The sequence below is a fragment of the Streptomyces sp. NPDC002870 genome (genome assembly GCF_042888505.1).
GTDB lineage: Bacteria > Actinomycetota > Actinomycetes > Streptomycetales > Streptomycetaceae > Streptomyces.
Map to the genome: position 1 here is coordinate 189,014 of NZ_JBIAPW010000005.1, position 17,028 is coordinate 206,041.

General features: G+C 70.8%; 13 protein-coding genes and 1 pseudogene. 4 read left to right on the plus strand and 10 right to left on the minus strand.

Annotation, left to right across the window (positions count from 1 at the left end; translation table 11 throughout):
• Positions 1-10 precede the first annotated feature (10 nt).
• Positions 11-1,228: a glucose-1-phosphate adenylyltransferase gene (gene glgC, locus ACFYWY_RS08955; RefSeq protein WP_389181931.1), complete on the plus strand. Its 1,218-nt coding sequence runs from the start codon at positions 11-13 to the stop codon at positions 1,226-1,228.
• Positions 1,229-1,273: 45 nt separating this feature from the next.
• Here glgC and ACFYWY_RS08960 read toward each other — a convergent pair.
• Positions 1,274-2,011 (minus strand): annotated as a pseudogene (locus tag ACFYWY_RS08960) (ABC transporter permease); the annotation flags it as partial.
• Between the two features lie 100 nt (positions 2,012-2,111).
• Positions 2,112-3,137 carry a LacI family DNA-binding transcriptional regulator gene (locus ACFYWY_RS08965; protein ID WP_389181933.1) on the minus strand — a complete coding sequence of 342 codons (1,026 nt, stop codon included), beginning with the start codon at positions 3,135-3,137 and terminating at the stop codon, positions 2,112-2,114.
• A gap of 101 nt (positions 3,138-3,238) precedes the next feature.
• On the opposite strand from ACFYWY_RS08965, the gene ACFYWY_RS08970 reads away from it, so the two are divergent.
• Both ACFYWY_RS08970 and ACFYWY_RS08975 read left to right on the plus strand, forming a co-directional pair.
• Positions 3,239-5,938, plus strand: a complete 2,700-nt coding sequence (locus ACFYWY_RS08970) for a PA14 domain-containing protein (protein ID WP_389181936.1) — start codon at positions 3,239-3,241, stop codon at positions 5,936-5,938.
• Between the two features lie 189 nt (positions 5,939-6,127).
• On the plus strand, positions 6,128-6,544 hold the full coding sequence (locus ACFYWY_RS08975) for an ATP-binding protein (RefSeq protein ID WP_389181939.1): 417 nt from the start codon (positions 6,128-6,130) through the stop codon (positions 6,542-6,544).
• A gap of 61 nt (positions 6,545-6,605) precedes the next feature.
• Here the strand turns inward: ACFYWY_RS08975 and ACFYWY_RS08980 are convergent, their stop codons facing one another.
• The 8 genes from ACFYWY_RS08980 to ACFYWY_RS09015 all read right to left on the minus strand — a co-directional run bounded on the left by ACFYWY_RS08980 (position 6,606) and on the right by ACFYWY_RS09015 (position 15,953).
• Positions 6,606-7,403, minus strand: coding sequence for an endo alpha-1,4 polygalactosaminidase (locus ACFYWY_RS08980; protein WP_389181942.1), 798 nt, complete (start codon positions 7,401-7,403; stop codon positions 6,606-6,608).
• Entirely contained in the window at positions 7,400-8,059 is a 660-nt protein-coding gene (locus ACFYWY_RS08985) for a spherulation-specific family 4 protein (RefSeq protein ID WP_389181945.1), read from the minus strand. Before ACFYWY_RS08985 ends, ACFYWY_RS08980 begins: the two co-directional genes overlap by 4 nt.
• 54 nt (positions 8,060-8,113) lie before the next feature.
• Complete coding sequence (locus tag ACFYWY_RS08990; RefSeq protein ID WP_389181948.1) at positions 8,114-9,013, minus strand: NAD-dependent epimerase/dehydratase family protein; 900 nt, start codon at positions 9,011-9,013, stop codon at positions 8,114-8,116.
• Positions 9,014-9,019: 6 nt separating this feature from the next.
• A complete protein-coding gene (locus ACFYWY_RS08995) occupies positions 9,020-9,733 on the minus strand; it encodes an NDP-sugar synthase (RefSeq protein ID WP_389181950.1) in 714 nt (237 codons plus the stop codon).
• Positions 9,734-9,760: 27 nt separating this feature from the next.
• A complete protein-coding gene (locus tag ACFYWY_RS09000; RefSeq protein WP_389181953.1) occupies positions 9,761-10,762 on the minus strand; it encodes an SDR family NAD(P)-dependent oxidoreductase in 1,002 nt (333 codons plus the stop codon).
• An 83-nt stretch (positions 10,763-10,845) separates the two neighbouring features.
• Complete coding sequence (locus ACFYWY_RS09005; protein ID WP_389181956.1) at positions 10,846-12,156, minus strand: hypothetical protein; 1,311 nt, start codon at positions 12,154-12,156, stop codon at positions 10,846-10,848.
• A gap of 47 nt (positions 12,157-12,203) precedes the next feature.
• Complete coding sequence (gene pelF / locus ACFYWY_RS09010) at positions 12,204-13,691, minus strand: GT4 family glycosyltransferase PelF (RefSeq protein WP_389181959.1); 1,488 nt, start codon at positions 13,689-13,691, stop codon at positions 12,204-12,206.
• 120 nt (positions 13,692-13,811) lie between these two features.
• A complete protein-coding gene (locus tag ACFYWY_RS09015) occupies positions 13,812-15,953 on the minus strand; it encodes a hypothetical protein (protein ID WP_389181962.1) in 2,142 nt (713 codons plus the stop codon).
• A gap of 424 nt (positions 15,954-16,377) precedes the next feature.
• On the opposite strand from ACFYWY_RS09015, the gene ACFYWY_RS09020 reads away from it, so the two are divergent.
• Positions 16,378-16,986, plus strand: coding sequence for an ArsR/SmtB family transcription factor (locus ACFYWY_RS09020; RefSeq protein ID WP_389181964.1), 609 nt, complete (start codon positions 16,378-16,380; stop codon positions 16,984-16,986).
• The last annotated feature ends 42 nt before the right edge of the window (positions 16,987-17,028 follow it).

Sequence of the window (17,028 nt, forward strand, 5' to 3'; positions counted from 1 at the left end):
AGGGGCGGCGATGCGCGGTGGACCTTCGGTGCTGGGGATCGTACTGGCCGGCGGGGAGGGCAAGCGGCTGATGCCGCTCACCGCCGACCGCGCCAAACCGGCGGTGACCTTCGGCGGTATGTACCGCCTCGTCGACTTCGTGCTCTCCAGCCTGGTCAACGGCGACATCCTGCGTGTCTGCGTGCTCACGCAGTACAAGTCGCACTCGCTGGACCGCCATGTCACAACCACCTGGCGGATGTCGAGCCTGCTCGGCAACTACGTCACCCCCGTCCCGGCCCAGCAGCGGCTCGGTCCGCGCTGGTATCTGGGCAGCGCGGACGCGATCCTGCAGTCCCTCAACCTCGTGAACGACGAACAGCCCGACTACATCGCGGTGTTCGGCGCCGACCATGTGTACCGGATGGACCCGCGGCAGATGCTGCGGCACCACATCGAGAACGGCGCGGGCGTCACCGTCGCGGGGATCAAGGTGCCGCGGGCCGAAGCGTCGTCGTTCGGGATCATCACCCCGGCCTCCGACGGCAACCGGGTCGAACGGTTCCTGGAGAAGCCCACCGACCCGCCCGGGCTGCCCGGCGACCCCGACCGGGTCTTCGCCTCCATGGGCAACTACCTCTTCACCACCAAGGTCCTCGTCGACGCACTCCACCGGGACGCAGAGGACAGGCACTCCCTCCATGACATGGGTGGCTCGATCCTGCCGATGCTCACCGAACAGGGTGTGGCGCAGCTCTATGACTTCAATCAGAACCATGTGCCCGGCGAGAGTGCGCGGGAGCACGGCTACTGGCGTGATGTGGGCACGCTCGACACGTACTACGAAGCCCATATGGATCTGATCCCGGACCGGCCGGTCTTCGACCTGGACAACCGCCGCTGGCCCCTCTACACCCACTCCGGCCAGCTGCCCCCCGCCCGCTTCATCGGCGCGGGCATCGCGAGCGAGTCCATCATCAGCCCCGGCTGCGTCGTCCGCGGCCAGGTCACCCGGTCCGTCCTCTCGCCTGGTGTGACCGTGGCGGAGGGCGCTGTCGTGCAGGGCTCGGTCCTCCACGACAACGTGCGCATAGGCCGTGGCGCGGTGGTGCGCGGCTCGATCCTCGACAAGAACGTGGACGTCCCGCCCGGCGCGACGATCGGCGTCAACCCCGGGCGGGACCAAGAGCTCTACACCGTCTCCAAGAACGGCGTCATCGCCCTGGGCAAGGGACAGCCGGTGCTGTGAGGCACCGGGCGCGGCCGCGTTGGACGGGGGTTGCCGGAGTTCACAGAGCGAACCGCTGATGAAGCCGAAGCCGCCGGTGAGCAGGGTGCCGCCGATGACGACTGCGGAGATCGCTTCAAGCTCCATACCGGCGCCGAGGATGGTGACTCCCGAGACCAGCCAGGCGGCGTTGAGCGCTCCGGCAAGCCCCGCGCAGAGCCCGGGAAGCGCGTACACGGCGATCTTCGTACGGGCGACGGGGGCGACCATCAGTGCCGCCGCGTCCTCGTTCCCGCCGACGGCGTACACATACTGTCCGAACCGGCTGCGGCGCAGCACGATCGCGCCCAGCACGAACAGCACCGCCGTGATCCACACCGGCACGCCCACGCCCAGCAGCCTGTCCTGCCCGAGCCGGGCGAAGAATGACTTCTCGTCCACCAGATAGGTCGTCGAGCCCTCGTCGGTGATGGAGGGCAGGATGCCGCGGGCGGCGAGCATCGCGGCGAGCGTCACAATGAACGGCGCGAGCCTGGCCCGTGCGATCAGCAGCCCGTTGACCAGGCCGATCAGCCCGCACACGGCGAGCGGGAGGAGCAGCGCGACCGGTGTACCGTACTGCGAGCCCCAGGCGGCCAGCACTCCGCCCAGCGCGAACAGCGAGCCGAGCGAGAGGTCGATCCCGCCGGTGATGATGACGAAGGTCATGCCGAGGGCGACCACGGCGAGGGACGCAGAAGAGACCGCCATGTTCTCCGGGTTGTCGCCGGTCAGAAAGGTGTCGAAGCCGAAGGACGCTACGGCGGCCACCAGCGCGTGGCGGTCAGCAGCTGGATGAGGCGGGTGCGCAGGGCGCTCACGCGAGGGCGGCTCTCGTTGTACGAAGCCTGTAAAACCCTTCGCGTCAGACCCTGCCCCGAGTGCTCTCACGCTCAACCAGGCTGAAATCAGGGCGGATTTCGCGTGCTTCACACGCCTGGGCCGAATCCGTGGTGCCCAGCAGCCGTCCCACGACCGACTGCACGGCGAGCCGCGCGATCGTCTGCTTGTCCGGCGAGATCGTGGTCAGCGTGACGGCTCCGTAGCGCCCCTCGCTGATGTCGTCGAAGCCCACCACCGCGACGTCCTCGGGCACCCGCAGCCCCTGCTCGGACAGCACCCGCATCGCGCCGATGGCGATGAGGTCGTTGTACGCGAAGACCGCGTCGGGCCGCCCCCCGGACTCCAGCAGTCCGGCCATCGCCGCCGCCCCGTGCGCGTGGTCCCAACCGGTCGTCGGTGCGACCAGCGAGTCCGGAGCCGCCAGCCCCGCCTCCGTCAGCTCCGCGCGCCAGCCGTGCAGTCGCAGCTGGGCGGGCTGGTTGACCCGGTCGGTGCGCGCGCCGAGGAACGCGATCCGGGTGCGGCCGAGGTCCAGCAGATGCCGCACCGCCGTCCGGGCCGCGGCCACGTTGTCGATCGCGATGTGGTCGTACGGCAGGTCGTACTCGCGCTCCCCGAGCAGCACCAGCGGGGCGTCGTCGCTGCGCTGGCGCAGGTCCTCCGGCTCCAGCTCGATGGGGCTGAGAATCAGGCCGTCGATGACCCGCGCCCTGAAACCCTGGCTGACCAGCATCTCTTGTTCGCGGCGGCCTCCGGTGTGGTCGAGCAGCACGGTGTACTCGTGCTCGGCGGCCACGTCGATCACCGCGCCGGCCAACTCGGCGAAGTACGGATTGCCCAGCTCGGGGACGGCGAGCGCGATGATGCCGGTGCGCCCCTTGCGCAGATGCCGGGCCGTCAGATTGGGCCGGTAGCCGAGTTCGTCGATGGCTTGCTGGACCCGGGCGCGCATGGCCGGAGTGACGTGCTGATAGTTGTTCACCACGTTCGATACGGTCTTGATCGAGACTCCCGCATGCTCCGCGACGTCCTTGAGACTCACCTTCACGCCTGTTCCTCTCCGGCCCTGGCCCGTTTGTACAACGATGTATAAGCCCTTCGCCCCCGGCTTGTCATGACCCTGGACGCCAAGCGGAACCCTATGCTCTTATGCCAACTACCGTTCCTTCCAACGTTGTACAGAGCATCGCAGCGAGCCGCCACCCTCACTGGCAAGGAGGATTTGTGCGCATTCAAAGAAAGCTGGCCCTGCTTCTCGCAGCCGCCTTGGGGATTGCCGGACTCACCGTCGTACCGGCCGTGTCCGCCCCTTCGGCGCCGGCGTCCAGCACCGCGGACGACCCGGTCGAAGCACATGGCCTCAAAGGTGAGTACTACACCCAGTCCGCGCCCGGGGCCTTCGACTTCGCCGAGCTCAAGGCCACCGGCTTCGACCCGTCCATCGACTTCGGCAACCTCGAACCCCGCCTCAGCGCCGCCACCGGACGCGCCGACGACGTCAGCGTCCGCTGGACCGGCAAGGTCGTTCCCGCCCGCACCGGCGCCCACACCTTCTCGATGATCGGCGACAACGGATTCAGGCTGTGGGTCGACGGCAGGCTCACCATCGACCACTGGGTCGACGACTGGGACAGGGAACAGACCGCGCCGCCCGTCGACCTCACCGCGGGACGCGCGTACGACATCAAGGTGGAGTACTTCGAGCACTACGGCGGCTCGAACCTGCACCTCAACTGGACCGAGCCCGGCGGCGCCAAAGTACCCGTGCCCTCCTCGGCCTTCCGCCTGCCCGACGGTTACGCGTACGACGGAGCGATCGGCGCCACTGTGCTCGCCGACGGCCGCAGCCTGCGACTGGACTTCGTACAGAAGCTCGCAGCGCCGCCCGCCGGCCTCGCCGCGCACTTCGAGGCGGTCATCGGCGGCGCGAAATGGCCGCTCGGCGCCGTCACACGCGACCCGGCCGACTCGCGTCGCCTCCTCGTCGCACTCGAAGAGCCCGTCGTCGGCAAGAAGGACGGCAACGGCGGCGGCATCGCCGATCTGCGCTACGACGGAAAGGGCGGCCTGAGCGCCGAGAACGGCACGGCGGTCGGCGCGTTCTGGAGCAGCGGGCCCAACAAGTCCGAGTACGAGCTGCGTACGCCGTGGGCCAAGGACGTCGGTCCGGGCAACGCCCACCCCGAATACCCGCGCCCGCAACTGACCCGCGACGCCTGGCGCAATCTCAATGGGCAGTGGCAGTTCGCCGCCGCCGAAGCGGGGGAGCGGCCGCCGGTCGGCAAGACCCTCGGCGAGCTGATCCTCGTTCCCTACCCGGTGGAGTCGCAGCTCTCCGGCCTCGAACGGCACGAGGACCGCATGTGGTACCGCCGCACCTTCACCGTCCCGGACAGCTGGCGCGTCGGTGACGGTAAACGCCTCAAGCTGAACTTCGACGCCGTCGACTGGCAGTCCGAGGTGTACGTCAACGGGGTCAAGGTCACCGAGCACAAGGGCGGCTACGACCGGTTCAGCGCGGATGTCACCGACGCGCTGAAGCCGGGCCGCACCCAGGAGCTGATCGTCGGCGTCTACGACCCGACGGACTCCAGGGACGGCGAGAACCCGCCCATGGGCAAGCAGCGCCTCGACCCGAGCGGCATCTGGTACACCCCTTCGTCCGGCATCTGGCAGACCGTCTGGATGGAGCCGGTCGCGGCCGATCACGCGGACTCGCTGAAGCTCACCCCCGACGTCGCGGGCGAGAAGCTCGCCGTGGAGGTACGCGGGGTGCGGGCGGGTGTTCCGGTCACGGCCACCGCGTACGACGGCAGTCGCAAGGTCGGCACCGCCACCGGCACCACCGGCTCACCGCTGTCGGTGCCCGTCCCGGATCCGCATCTGTGGTCCGCCGACGATCCGCATCTGTACCGGCTCGAGGTGAAGACCGGCTCCGACCGGGTCAGCAGCTACTTCGGCATGCGCACCATCGCCGTCGAGAAGGTGAACGGCGTGCCGCGCACCGTGCTCAACGGCAAGCCGACCTTCCTGATGGCCACCCTCGACCAGGGCTTCTGGCCGGACGGGCTGCACACGGCGCCGACCGACGAGGCGCTGGCGTACGACCTCAAGATGCACAAGAAGCTCGGCTTCAACTCCGTGCGCAAGCACATCAAGGTCGAGCCCGACCGCTGGTTCTACTGGGCCGACCGGTTGGGCCTGCTGGTCTGGCAGGACATGCCGGCGATGAACACCATCAACCCGAACGCCGCCTCGCGAGCACAGTACGAACGCGAGCTGAAGGAGATGATCGACCAGCACTCGAGCAGCCCGTCGGTGGTCATGTGGGTCACCTTCAACGAGGGCTGGGGTCAGTACGACCAGGCGAGGATCGCCGACCAGGCCAAGGCCTGGGACCCGGCCCGGCTGGTCAACAACATGAGCGGCGTCAACTGCTGCGGAGCCGTCGACGGAGGCAACGGCGACATCGCCGACGCCCACGGCTATCCGAGCCCGCAGATCCCCGCGGCGGACGGCAGACGGGCGCTGGTCAGCGGTGAGTACGGCGGACTCGGACTCGCCGTGCCGGGCCACGCCTGGCCGGTCCAGCACACCTACGTCGGCGTCGACCAGGCAAAGTACACGGACGAGTACCTGGCCCAGCTCGGCAACGTACGCAGACTGGCCTGCCAGGGGAGCAACGGCGCCGTCTACACCCAGATCACCGATGTGGAGGGTGAGTTGAACGGCCTGCTCACCTACGACCGCGTGATCACGAAGCCCGACGTCAAGCGGCTCAAGGCGGCGCACGACGCCCTGATCCGTGACGCCTCTGACCCGGCTTCGATGGAGTGCGCGAGCTCCTGACCGGCCGGCCGCTCCGGTCCGCCGCTGCGCAGGCGGACCGGAGCACCCTTGGCCGATTGCCGATCACGCCCTGCGGGCATCAGACAGGGGTAAGAGGCTTGTCATTGCGTCTGGACCGCCGGGAGCCGCCCCGATCGGCTTTCCCGGCCGTTGCCTGGCTGTTTCCAGTGCCGGAACGGAGTGATGCACATGCGTGCGCACAGGCGCTCGCGTCGGCGTGCCGTCTGCGCGACGTATGTCCTGCCGCAGGCGGAGACGTCCGCCCGCTGGGCACGGCACCTGACGACCGCCTTCCTCACCCGGGGCTGCGGCGAGAAGGTCTCCGGCGACCAGGTCGAGGATGCCATCCTGGTCGTCTCCGAGCTGGTCACCAATGCCACCCGGCACGGCCACAGCAGCTGCCGGCTGCGGCTGCACGTCGATCCCGGGCTGGTCACAGTCGAGGTGGAGGACCTCAGCCCGATTCCGCCGCGGATGCGCGTGCCGCGGGAGACGGAAGAGAGCGGGCGGGGCATGGTCATGGTGCGTGAGCTCGCGCAGACCTACGCCGTACGGGGAGGACCCGGCGGCGGTAAGACCGTACAGGCGGTGCTCGCCGCGTCCTGATGGCGTCAGGGCGTGAGCGGGGGCAGGGCATCTGGCCCTCAGGGTCACGAGCCGACCCGGCTCAGCACGGCTGACGCCACACCCCCAGGTCGAGCTTCTTGCGCATGGAGCTGAGTCCCAGTGCGCGCGCCGGCTTGCAGAACTCGTCGACCCCAAGCGCGTATTCGACATGGAAGACCGCCTTCCCTGCCTGGATGAACGGCGTCAGCGCCGCGCATTCACCGAACTCCGCGCACTCCTCGTTCACGGCGAAGTCGAAGTCCCGCACCAGCTGCCCGACTTGGGGAAGGTCGTTCTTCAGCCCCACCGACAGGCCGCGGTCATGGGCGAGGCGCGCGATCATGCGGTTGTACGCGAGCTGGTGGGCGGCGGTCAGCCGGAACCCGGTGTCGTTGAGGTGGCCGTCCAGCAGATCGGGCTCCACCGCGTCGAAGCCCCGGTCCCGGCAGAGGTCCATGCGTTTCGCCATCAGTGGGCGCAGCAGGTCGAGGCGCCGGATGTCCAGCCAGCGCTCGCCCTCCCAACCGTTGGCCCTGCCGAGTACCAAGGCGGGGAAGCTCCCGTGGTCGGGGCGGAAGGACTCCCACGCGCCCGCATTGAGATAGCAGATGACCTTGCGGCCGTCCCGGTGGAGCCGTCGGACGGTCGCGGCGTCGTTCTCGAAGCCGTCGATGTCATAGACGGGCACGTCGACGCGGGTGTCGACCCGGCCGTCGAGCTGCCACTGCCAGGCGGTGCCCGGCCTCGGCTGCCAGCGCCGCGGGTGGGGGGAGGGGCCCGGCGGCGTGGTCGAGCACCCGGCGAGCACCGCGAGCGCAAGAGCGAGGATCGCGGTCCGCAGACACCTCGTGCGGTTCATGAGTCCTTCCGGAGGGCGGGCGGCAGAGCCGACCAGGGATTGGGGCCATGGCCGGGTACGGCACAGTGCACCGCGGCGCCGCGCAGCTCCGCGGTACGGGCCGCGAGCCGGCAGAGCCCGCGGGGAACCCCGTGCACCAGATGGCAGAACCGGCTCGGCGGAAGGCCCCTGGTCCACGGCGGTGCGGCAGGGGCGGTGCGGTAGCTGTCCCAGTTGCCCTCGAAGGTGATCAGCAGATCCCCGAGCGCGGCATAGCCGGGCGCGGGGTGGGCACCCGGATTGAGGACGACGGTCCGCCCGCCACGCGACCGGGCGGCCCGGGTGAGCCGCCGGTAGTGACGCAGCCCCGCCGCGTCGGGGGCGACCTGGTCGAGGAAGAACCCGTCCGTGCCGTACCACTCGCGATGCCGCTCGAAGTCCCGCGCGACCTCGCCTGAGCGCCGCCGCCCGTAATCGGTGTCCGCGTACCCGAGCACCCGCACGCCGGCCGCCCGCAGTGCGCGGGCGGCGGCGACGAACGCTGGGTCCGGGGCGCCGCCGGGACCGTCGTCGACGTTGAGCACCACACCGTAGAGGAGGGGAGCGGACGCGACGAGGGCCTGCCAGGCGGCGGGGTCGACGGCGGGGTGTACGTACATGGGCACGAGCATGCTCATGCAGGTCTGCCGCTCACGGGGAGGCCACGGGTTCGCCGGAGCCGGCCCGCGCCCTCATCGAGGCGCCCCCGCCGCAGCAGGACACGCCCACAGGTCGTGCAGCGAGTCGACCAGAGCCCGCTTCGGCCGCCAGTCGAGAGCCCGGGCCGCCCACGTGATGTCCGCGCACTGCCAGGAGACCGCCGTCGAGCGCGCGGACCCCGTGCCGGTCTCCTCCAGGCGGCCGTGAAAACGGGCGTTCCGGACGAGGCCATGGGCAAGGTCGCGGACCGAAGTCGCCACGCCGCTGCCGATGTTGAGCACCGGCGGCAGCGTGCCCTCGGTTGTCGCGGCGCGCACCACCGCGTCCGCCACGTCCCGTACGTCGACGAAGTCGCGGTGCGCGGAAAGGTCGCCGACCCGCACCGTGTCGTCGGCTTCGCCGGCCCGCCGCAGCTCGGCGGCGAGCCGCCCGGGCAGGCCCGCGGCAGGCGCGCCCGGGCCCACCGGGTTGAAGACGCGCAGTACGACCGCGTCGAGCCCCGAGGCGCCGACGGCGACCGTGCCTGCCAGCTTGGTGGCGCCGTAAGGGCCGAGCGGTCTGGTGGCGGCCGTCTCGGTGACCGGCTCGCCGGGCGCGGTCGGCCCGTACTCCGCGGCGGAGCCGAGGTGGACGAGCCGGGCGTCGGGCGCCGCGTCGCCCAGGGCCTCGCACAGCGCTGCCGGGCCGCGTGCGTTGACGTCGGTGAGGTGGACGGCGCTGCCGGCCACCAGGCCCGCGCAGTTGACGACGACGGACGGTCGGGCCGCCCGCAGCGCGTCCGCGAGGACGCCGGGACCGGCGGTGAGGTCGAACTGTACGTCGGCGTCGGAGGACCGGCCGCCGACGAGCAGCCGCACGCCCGGCAGGGCGCGCAGCTGCTCGGCGGTGTGCCCGCCCAGGAATCCGGTGGAGCCCAGGAGGAGTATGCGCACGGACCGTCACGCTCCCTTGAGCAGCAGGCCGCGGTGTGTGGAGAATTCCGCGTTCGCCCGGTCGTAGTCGTCGGGCCGGCCGATGTCCAGCCAGTAGCCGTCGAACTCGTAGGTGTGCGGCGGGTTCTCCTCCTTGAGCAGGTCGAGCACCAACTCGTCGAAACCGAGCGGCAGACCGGGCGTATAGCCGGCGAGGGTCTCGCGGGTGAGTCCGTACACGCCCATGGAGACGCGGTAGTCCATGCTCGGCTTCTCGGCGAAGTCGACGACCCGCCCGGACTCGGTGGTGAGCACCCCGAAGTCGATGGAGACCTTGCGCGCGTATGTGGCGACGGTGAGCGGCGCGCCGGAAGTCTGGTGCTGCTTGAGGACGTCGCCGTAGTCGAGGTCGGTGAGGATGTCCCCGTTCATGACGAGGAAGTCGTCGGGCAGCCGGTCCATCATGGTGAGCAGCGGACCCATGGTGCCGAGTGGACTCTCCTCTGTGGAGTAGCCGACGCGCAGCCCCCACTGCGAGCCGTTGCCGACGTAGGCGCGGATGATGTGGCCGAGATGGCCGATCGCGATCGTGCAGCTGACGAAGCCCGCGGCGGCCAGCTGGCGCAGCACGATCTCCAGGATCGCGTGCTGGTCGCCGATCGGTACCAGCGGTTTGGGTAAAGCGGTGGTGTACGGCCGAAGCCGGACGCCCCTGCCTCCTGCGAGTATCACTGCGTGCATGGGGACTCCCCTGTCAGGTCCGGTGGCTCAGATGTTGTAGATGCCGGTCTTGTAGCGGGCGAGATTCGCCGGGTTCCGGAAGAAGTCGATGGTGCGTACGAGCCCTTGCTCCAGGTCGTGTTCGGGCTGCCAGCCGGTGGCGTCGCGCAGCCGCGTAGCGTCGGCGACCAGCCGCATCACCTCTGAACCCGTCGGCCGGATGCGCTCCTCGTCCTGGCGTACATCGAGGTCTGCCTCCATCAACTTGCCGATCAGCCGGGTGAGTTCGCCCACCGAGATCTCGCTGCCGGTGCCCGCGTTGAAGGTGCGGCCCACGACGGCGTCGGCGGGCGCCGTGCCGACGGTGAGGAAGGCGCGGGCGGTGTCCTTCACGTACAGGAAGTCGCGGGTGGGGCGCAGATCCCCGAGGGTGATGACCCGCTCGCCCGCCGCGACCTGGCCGATGACGGTCGGGATGACCGCCCGCATCGACTGGCGCGGCCCGAAGGTGTTGAACGGGCGAAGGGTGACGACCGGGGTGTCGAAGCTGGCGTGGTAGCTGTCGGCGAGCCGGTCCCCGCCCGCCTTCGAAGCGGCGTACGGGGACTGGGTGTTGATGGGGTGGTCCTCGGTGATCGGCACCGTCTGCGCGGTGCCGTACGTCTCGCTGGTCGAGGTGTGCACCAGGCGCGGGATCCCCAGCTTGCGCACCGCCTCCAGCACATTGAGGGTGCCCGTGACATTGGTGTCCACGTAGCTGTGCGGGGCCTGGTAGGAGTACGGGATCGCGATCAGCGCGGCGAGGTGGTAGACGGCCTCTGCGCCCTCGGCGAGCTGATGCACGGAGCCGACGTCACGGACGTCGCCGAGGACGATCTCGACCTGGTCGAGGGTGTCGGGGGAGAGCGTCTCGAGCCATCCGTAGGAGGAGAAGGAGTTGTACTGGGCCATGGCGCGGACCCGGTAGCCGGTGGCGACGAGGGCCTCGGTCAGATGCGATCCGATGAAGCCCTCGGCTCCGGTTACGGCGACAAGCGCGTTGGATGTCACGACGGTTGCTCCTGTGGTCGGTGGTCGGTGGTCGGTGGTGAGCGGTCTGTGGTTGGTCGTCGGTGCCTTGAGGTGGGATGTGGTCAGCGGTGTGCGGTGGGCCGGCCGAGCAGCCGGCAGGCCGCGGCGACCAGGACGGCCGCCGCCGCGGTGCGACAGATCAGTTGGGCGGTGCCGGGCGGCAGCCCGGCGAAGTGGGACGCGGCTTCCGCGGCCGCGGCGGCGAGCGTGACGGCGGCCGGCGTCCAGGCCAGCGAGAACGCCTGCAGCAGCAGTGCGGTCCAGAGCACGGCGCCGAGGCCGAGCAGGGGAGCGGGCGAGGTCCCCGCGACCAGCGAGCCGAGACCGAGCACCGCCAGATAGGCGCCGACGCAGTACGCCAGGGCCCGCCCGGCGCGCAGCGTGAAGCCGCGACCGGTGGTGCTCGCCCGCAGCGCGGCCAGCGCGAGGGAGCGGTAGCGGTACAGCAGCCACTCGGCGAACCCCATGCTGAGCGTGAGGACGACGACCGAGCGCGGGTCGTCCGCCCCGGCCAGCGCCGCGAGCACGCCCGCGGCGAGGCCGAACAGCCCGTACGGAAGGGAGCGCAGCATCCCGGGCGTGGCCCCCGCGGCCGTGGTCCCGGATCGCACGGCGTCGCGTACGGCGTGAGCGGCGGCCAGGACCGCGAGCGTCACCGTCGCCGGCAGCAGCCCGAGCGCGAGCGACGCCGGGGGCTGCCACAGCAGCACGGCTCCCGCACCGGCGGTCACGGGCAACAGCGTGAGCAGCAGGGCACGTTCGTGGCCGAGGACCAGCAGGACGCTCGCCGCCGCGAGATAGCAGGACTGACCGGCGGCGAAGGCCGCGCCCGTACCGGGACCCGATACGAGCAGCCCGGTGACCGCCGCCCCCAGCGCACCGGCGGGCGCGCCGACGCGCAGGGTCCGCCCGGCTGCGGCCTTCCCCTCGGCCGCGAGCCGCAGATACGCGCGATGGCTGAGCGCCTGGTTCCACGCCCAGGCCGCGAGCGCGGAGACGACGAGCCCGGAGACGTCCGCCGTGCCGTGCCACAGCCCGGCCCCCAGCACATAGGCAAGGCCCGGCAGGGCGAAGACCAGACCGCGCAGCGCGCAACGCAGATGGTCGGGCCGCCAGGGGTCGGGCGCGGGCGGCGGCTCCGGGTAGTGGCGCGGCACGCGGGCGTACAGGTCCTCGGCGAGCGTGAAGAGGTCCGGACGCGCGTAGCGTTCGGTGATCTGCTCACCCGTCAGACCGTCGGACTCCAGCAGCGCGGCCACCTCGTAGGGATGGACGGCGGTCGCGACCTGCTCGACCAGACGCTCGGCGAGCTCGTCGATCGGGTCCTCGGCCCAGCTGGGCCGGGAGGGCGTTCTGGGGCGTGGCCTGGGCATGACAGGCAGGGTGTCGCCGTCGCCCGGCAGAAGGCGTAAAGGGCCGCTCATGCGAGGACCTCCGCAGGCCATGCCGAGGCCGCCGGCTCATGGACGCCCAGAGCGAGTTCGAGATAGATCGAGCGGAAGGTGTCGACGGTCTGCCGGAGCGTGAACTGCTCGATCACCCGCAGCCGCGCCGCCTCGCCCATCGCGGCCCGCCGCGGCGGATCACTGAGCAGCTCCAGCGCGGCGCGCGCCATCGCCTCCGGCTCCCGCGGCGGCACCACCAGACCGCTGTCGCCGACGGCCTCGCGTACCCCTCCGACGTCGGTGGAAACGGTGGCGCGCCCGCAGGACATGGCCTCTATCAGCGTGAACGGGAAGCCCTCGCTGATGCTGGACAGCATCACGACATTGCCGGCCGCGTACGCGTCCCGTATGTCGTCCACCCGCCCCTCGAAGGTGACCGCGTCCGCATGCCCGAGCTCGGCGGCGAGCGCTTCGCAGCGCTCCCGGTAGGCCTCGCCGCCGCGCGGGGTGCCGCCGAAGAGCCGCAGCCGCGCGTCCGGCAGGTCCTTCCGTACGAGCGCGAAGGCCTGGATCAGGGTCTGAAGGTCCTTTATCGGGTCGACGCGGCCCGCCCAGCTCAGCGTGGGCACCTCCGGTTCGGGCCCGGCGGGCGGGAACGCCGCCGGGTCGACGCCGTTGTAGACCGTGCGTATGAGCTCCGGGTCCGCACCGCCGCGCTCCTCCCACAGCCGGTTGTAGCGATTGCCGGGAGTGATCAGCGCGGCCGCGCGGTACGTCTCCTCTGCGAGCAGCCGGAAGAAGCCGAGCAGCAGCGCCTTCACCGGCCAGCGGTAGGGGCCCGTGCGGTAGCCGAGATAGCGCTCGCGCAGATACACCCCGTGCTCGGTGAGCAGCAGCGGTACGCCGTGCAGCTGCCGGCCGACCAGACCGGGCAGGACCGCGATGCCGCCGCTGACCGCGTGAGCGACGCCCCGCTCCGGCGGCGCGGCCGCGAGCGGCCGCAGTGCGTGTTCCAGCAGATCGGTGGCGGTGAGCGCGTCGTGCAGGGTGGGCCGGGCCGCGTACACCGGCAGGTCGCGGCGGTTCCAGACGCCCGCCAGGATGCGCACGGCCCGGTCGGTGCGCAGCGCGGGCGCGAGCACGCCGTCCCGGGCAGCGAGGGCCAGTTCGTACAGCGCGGGACCGAAGTGCGCCTCGGCCGCCGGGTCGAGGAGCGCGGTCAGAAACCTTTCGTACGTCTCGGTCAGCTGCCGAAGCCGGCGTCCGCGCGGTGCGGCTCCGGCCGGGTCGGGCCCCCACATGGGGACGCTGACGGGCTCGGCGACATGGGCGGGCAGCTCCCAGGCGAGGGACTCCCGGCCGGTGCCGGTCACCGCGATGACGTGGAATTCGAAGTCGGGCATTCCGCCCACGAGTTGGTCGCACCACACGCTCACGCCGCCGTGGCTGTGCGGATAGGTGCCTTCGGTGAGGAGGGTGACCCGAGGCGCGCCGGATCGCGGCGCGAACAAGGACTCGGCCATGTGGAACTGCTCCCCTGGATGCGAGAAGGGAAGGGGGCGCCCCGCCCGGGGGACGGGCGGCGGCGCGTCGAGCGCGCGGTCCCGGGGGGGACTGGACCCGGGACCGCGTGTGCCGAGGTGTCAGCCGGTCACGCCGTACGGGACGCGCTGGCGCACGCCAGCGGGCAGCGGCAGCCGCGGCGCGGACGCCTGGACCGGAGCGGCCTCCGCGGTGCGGGCCGCCGTCGGCGCCGCGTCGGGCAGGGTGAGCGTCACCCGGTCCTGGAGCAGCCCCGGGCCGACCCATCCGGAGACCGCGCCGGCGTACGCGCTGCCGAAGCCGGCGGTGCCGAGGAGCAGGTTCTGCCGGGTGCCGGCGGGCATGGTCGCGGTGACCCGGACGCCGCCGGGGGCCTGCACGGTGACGGCGTCGCCGATGCGGTAGGCGGTCACCTGGCCCGCCTTGACGGCGGTGTTCCAGGCGGCCCGGTCGCGCAGTTCGGCGCCGATGTCGCGCTGGCGCAGATTCACCAGCGGAGTGCTGTCCGCGTACAGGGCCGCGTAGTCGTCGATGATGCGGTTCAGCACGGGGTAGGCGATACGGTCCTCGGCCAGATTGGACTGGTGGATGAAGTGCGGCCGCGGGTCGTTGGCGAGGGCGTGGCCGAGTCCGATGCGGGCCTCGAGCGGCACCACGTAGTCCGCGTACCCGGTCACGGTGTCCAGCGGCTCCGCCAGGCAGGTGGAGTTGGCCGCGGTCTCGCAGATGCCGCTGCCGCCGTCTGCCGCGCGGGTGTAGATCCAGTTGTACTCGTCGATCTGCTCGGCGGTGCGGCCCGCGTTGTAGAAGACGTTCATCGGGTAGCGCGGCACGGTCAGGGCGGAGCCGACCCGGCGCTGGGCGCGGTCGCGCGAGTTGTCCGAGCCGAGCCAGGCGACGGCGTTGTCGGCCAGGGCGGGCGCGAGGTTCGGATTGTCGTCCGGCTGCTGCGGCAGGATCCGCAGACCGGAGTGCTCACCGGTGACCAACTCGTCGTTCCGCAGCGGGAGTCCGGCCCGCCGGCCCCAGGAGCGGTTGTCCGCGATCTGGGCGGAGATCGTGGAGCGGCTGACGTACTTCGTGCTCCCGTCCGCGTTCTTGGCGCACACCCAGGGGACGACGGTGACGTCCTGGACGCAGCCGAGGAAGGGGTGGTTGTAGGTGTGGTTCACCCACCTGTAGGCGTCCTTGTCGGCGGTCAGCTGCTGCGCGAGCGGGTCGTTGCCGCCATGCTCCTCCTTGAACAGCTCGCTGCCCCCGCCGTTGTAGACCATGTCGAGGGTGAAGCCCTTGGCGGCGGACCACTGCGCCGCGTACTGCGCGTCGTCGGCCGTCATCCGGATCGGGTCCGGCTCGCCCTGTCCCGGCGGGCAGTCCACGTCGCCGGGGGTGCAGTTGAGGACGCTGTCCCAGCGGTCGTCGGCGCCGAAGACATCGTCGACATGGACGGCGAAGTAGTTGCGGGCCGAGCCGATCTGGACGCCCTGCGTCAGCCAGTTCACGATGCCGCGGGCGAGCAGCCTGAACTGCTGCTGGTGCTGGTTGTAGACAAAGGTGACGACGAGCTCGCGGCGGCCGTCGTGGCGGTACTCGCCGACGATCGAACCGCGCTGCTGCGAGCCGGGCAGTGGCGCGTCCACGTAGCTGGTGAAGTCGGCGCCCGCGGCGGGCCGCGCTACATGGGCGTAACTCTCGCCCACGGAAGGCGAGTTGTCCTCGAAGGGGACGGACCCGTCGAGATAGCCGAAGGGGCCCGCCTTGCCGGCGGCCGTCACCTCGGCCCGCGCGCCGTCGAGCGAGCCGCTGTAGCCGCCGTTGACGGGGTAGTCCAGGCCCACTTCGGGGCGGGCGTAGGTGTAGGCGTCGACCTGCGGTATCGCGAACCTCTTCTCGTACGAGGCGAGAGCGGCCATCTCCGGTGAACCGGCCCCGAAGGGATTGTCGTTGGGCAGCACCACGGCCTGGTACTTGGCTCGCGGCCGGCCGCCCACGGTGTCGGCGAGGAAGCCCGCGTCGATCACGGGACGGTTCGTCCGATGCAGATCGAGCAGGGTGTACGGCGTTCCCGAGCCGTCCAGTTCGGCGGTGATGGCGGCGGTGGCCGGGCCCCCGTCGTCCACCACCAGGACTCTCAGATCGATACGTGGCGCAGGTGCCGCGGCTGCTTGGGCAGCCGGTGTGGCGAATGCCAGCAGAAGCGCGCTCGTAGTGGACAAGGCAGCCGTGCGGACGCTGCGCCTCATGTGTTCGGTTCCTCCCCGGAAGGGGCATGCCTGACCGAGGTCCGGCATGCCCCTTGCCCCCCAGCGGTGGTCGGCGCGTGTAGAACGCCCCCCGTGTCCCGCTCTCTGTCGGATCACATAGTGGGGCGTATTTTGGGGAACCTGTGTGGACATTGTGAAAACTGGCGCGAAACGGATGCAATGCCTGTGCCTGAGTGCATTGCCGATCACCGGCTCTGGCAGGCCTGTTGGCGGTCCGTCCTACCTCGCCTCGGTGCCCGGCCGCAGGTCAGGGGAGCGCGAAGCGACTCTCGGGTGGAGCGCGACCGGCAAGGGTCTGGACCAAAGGAAATTCTTCCGCGTTACTCGCAGGATTCGGCCAGACGCGGCTTCCGACAATGAAATGAGTCTGGACAAAAAAAGTTTTCGGTGAGACGGTGGATCCATGTTGGACGTGACCGTGATCGAGGACTCGGCGGCCGCCGCCGTCTCGCTGGACCCCATGCGCTCCCGGCTGCTCGCCGAGCTGGCCGGCGGACCGGCGTCGGCCGCCATGCTGGCCGGCCGGGTCGGGCTGCCCCGCCAGAAGGTGAACTACCACCTCAAGGCCCTGGAGCGGCACGGCCTGGTCGAGCTGGCCGGCGAACGCAGGAAGGGCAATGTCACCGAGCGGCTGATGCGGGCCACCGCGGCTTCGTACGTCATCTCCCCGCTCGCGCTGGCCGCGGTGCAGCCCGACCCCGCCCGCTTCCGCGACGAGCTCTCCGCGCGCTGGCTGCTCGCCGTCGCCGCGGGGCTGGTACGCGACGTCGGCACCCTGATCACGGGCGCCGCCAAGGCCCGCAAGCGTCTGGCGACGTACGCGCTCGACGGCGAGGTCCGTTTCGCCTCCGCCGCCGAGAGAGCGGCGTTCGTGGCGGAGCTGACCCAGGGCGTCGGCGCCCTGATCGCCAAATACCACGACGAGGACGCCCCGGGTGGCCGCGACCACCGCGTCGTCGTCGCTCTGCACCCCACCGTGAAGACTCCGCCCGCCATCGAGGAGTCGTCATGAGGAAGCCGGTCGTCACCCAGCACATCGTCTACGCGCCGCAGA

Coding starts and splice junctions, on each gene's coding strand:
- glgC (WP_389181931.1), top strand. CDS start 11: ATGCGCGGTGGACCTTCGGTGCTGGGGATCGTACTGGCCGGCGGGGAG.
- ACFYWY_RS08970 (WP_389181936.1), top strand. CDS start 3,239: ATGCCAACTACCGTTCCTTCCAACGTTGTACAGAGCATCGCAGCGAGC.
- ACFYWY_RS08975 (WP_389181939.1), top strand. CDS start 6,128: ATGCGTGCGCACAGGCGCTCGCGTCGGCGTGCCGTCTGCGCGACGTAT.
- ACFYWY_RS08980 (WP_389181942.1), bottom strand. CDS start 7,403: ATGAACCGCACGAGGTGTCTGCGGACCGCGATCCTCGCTCTTGCGCTC.
- ACFYWY_RS08985 (WP_389181945.1), bottom strand. CDS start 8,059: ATGAGCATGCTCGTGCCCATGTACGTACACCCCGCCGTCGACCCCGCC.
- ACFYWY_RS08995 (WP_389181950.1), bottom strand. CDS start 9,733: ATGCACGCAGTGATACTCGCAGGAGGCAGGGGCGTCCGGCTTCGGCCG.
- ACFYWY_RS09005 (WP_389181956.1), bottom strand. CDS start 12,156: ATGCCCAGGCCACGCCCCAGAACGCCCTCCCGGCCCAGCTGGGCCGAG.
- pelF (WP_389181959.1), bottom strand. CDS start 13,691: ATGGCCGAGTCCTTGTTCGCGCCGCGATCCGGCGCGCCTCGGGTCACC.
- ACFYWY_RS09015 (WP_389181962.1), bottom strand. CDS start 15,953: ATGAGGCGCAGCGTCCGCACGGCTGCCTTGTCCACTACGAGCGCGCTT.
- ACFYWY_RS09020 (WP_389181964.1), top strand. CDS start 16,378: ATGTTGGACGTGACCGTGATCGAGGACTCGGCGGCCGCCGCCGTCTCG.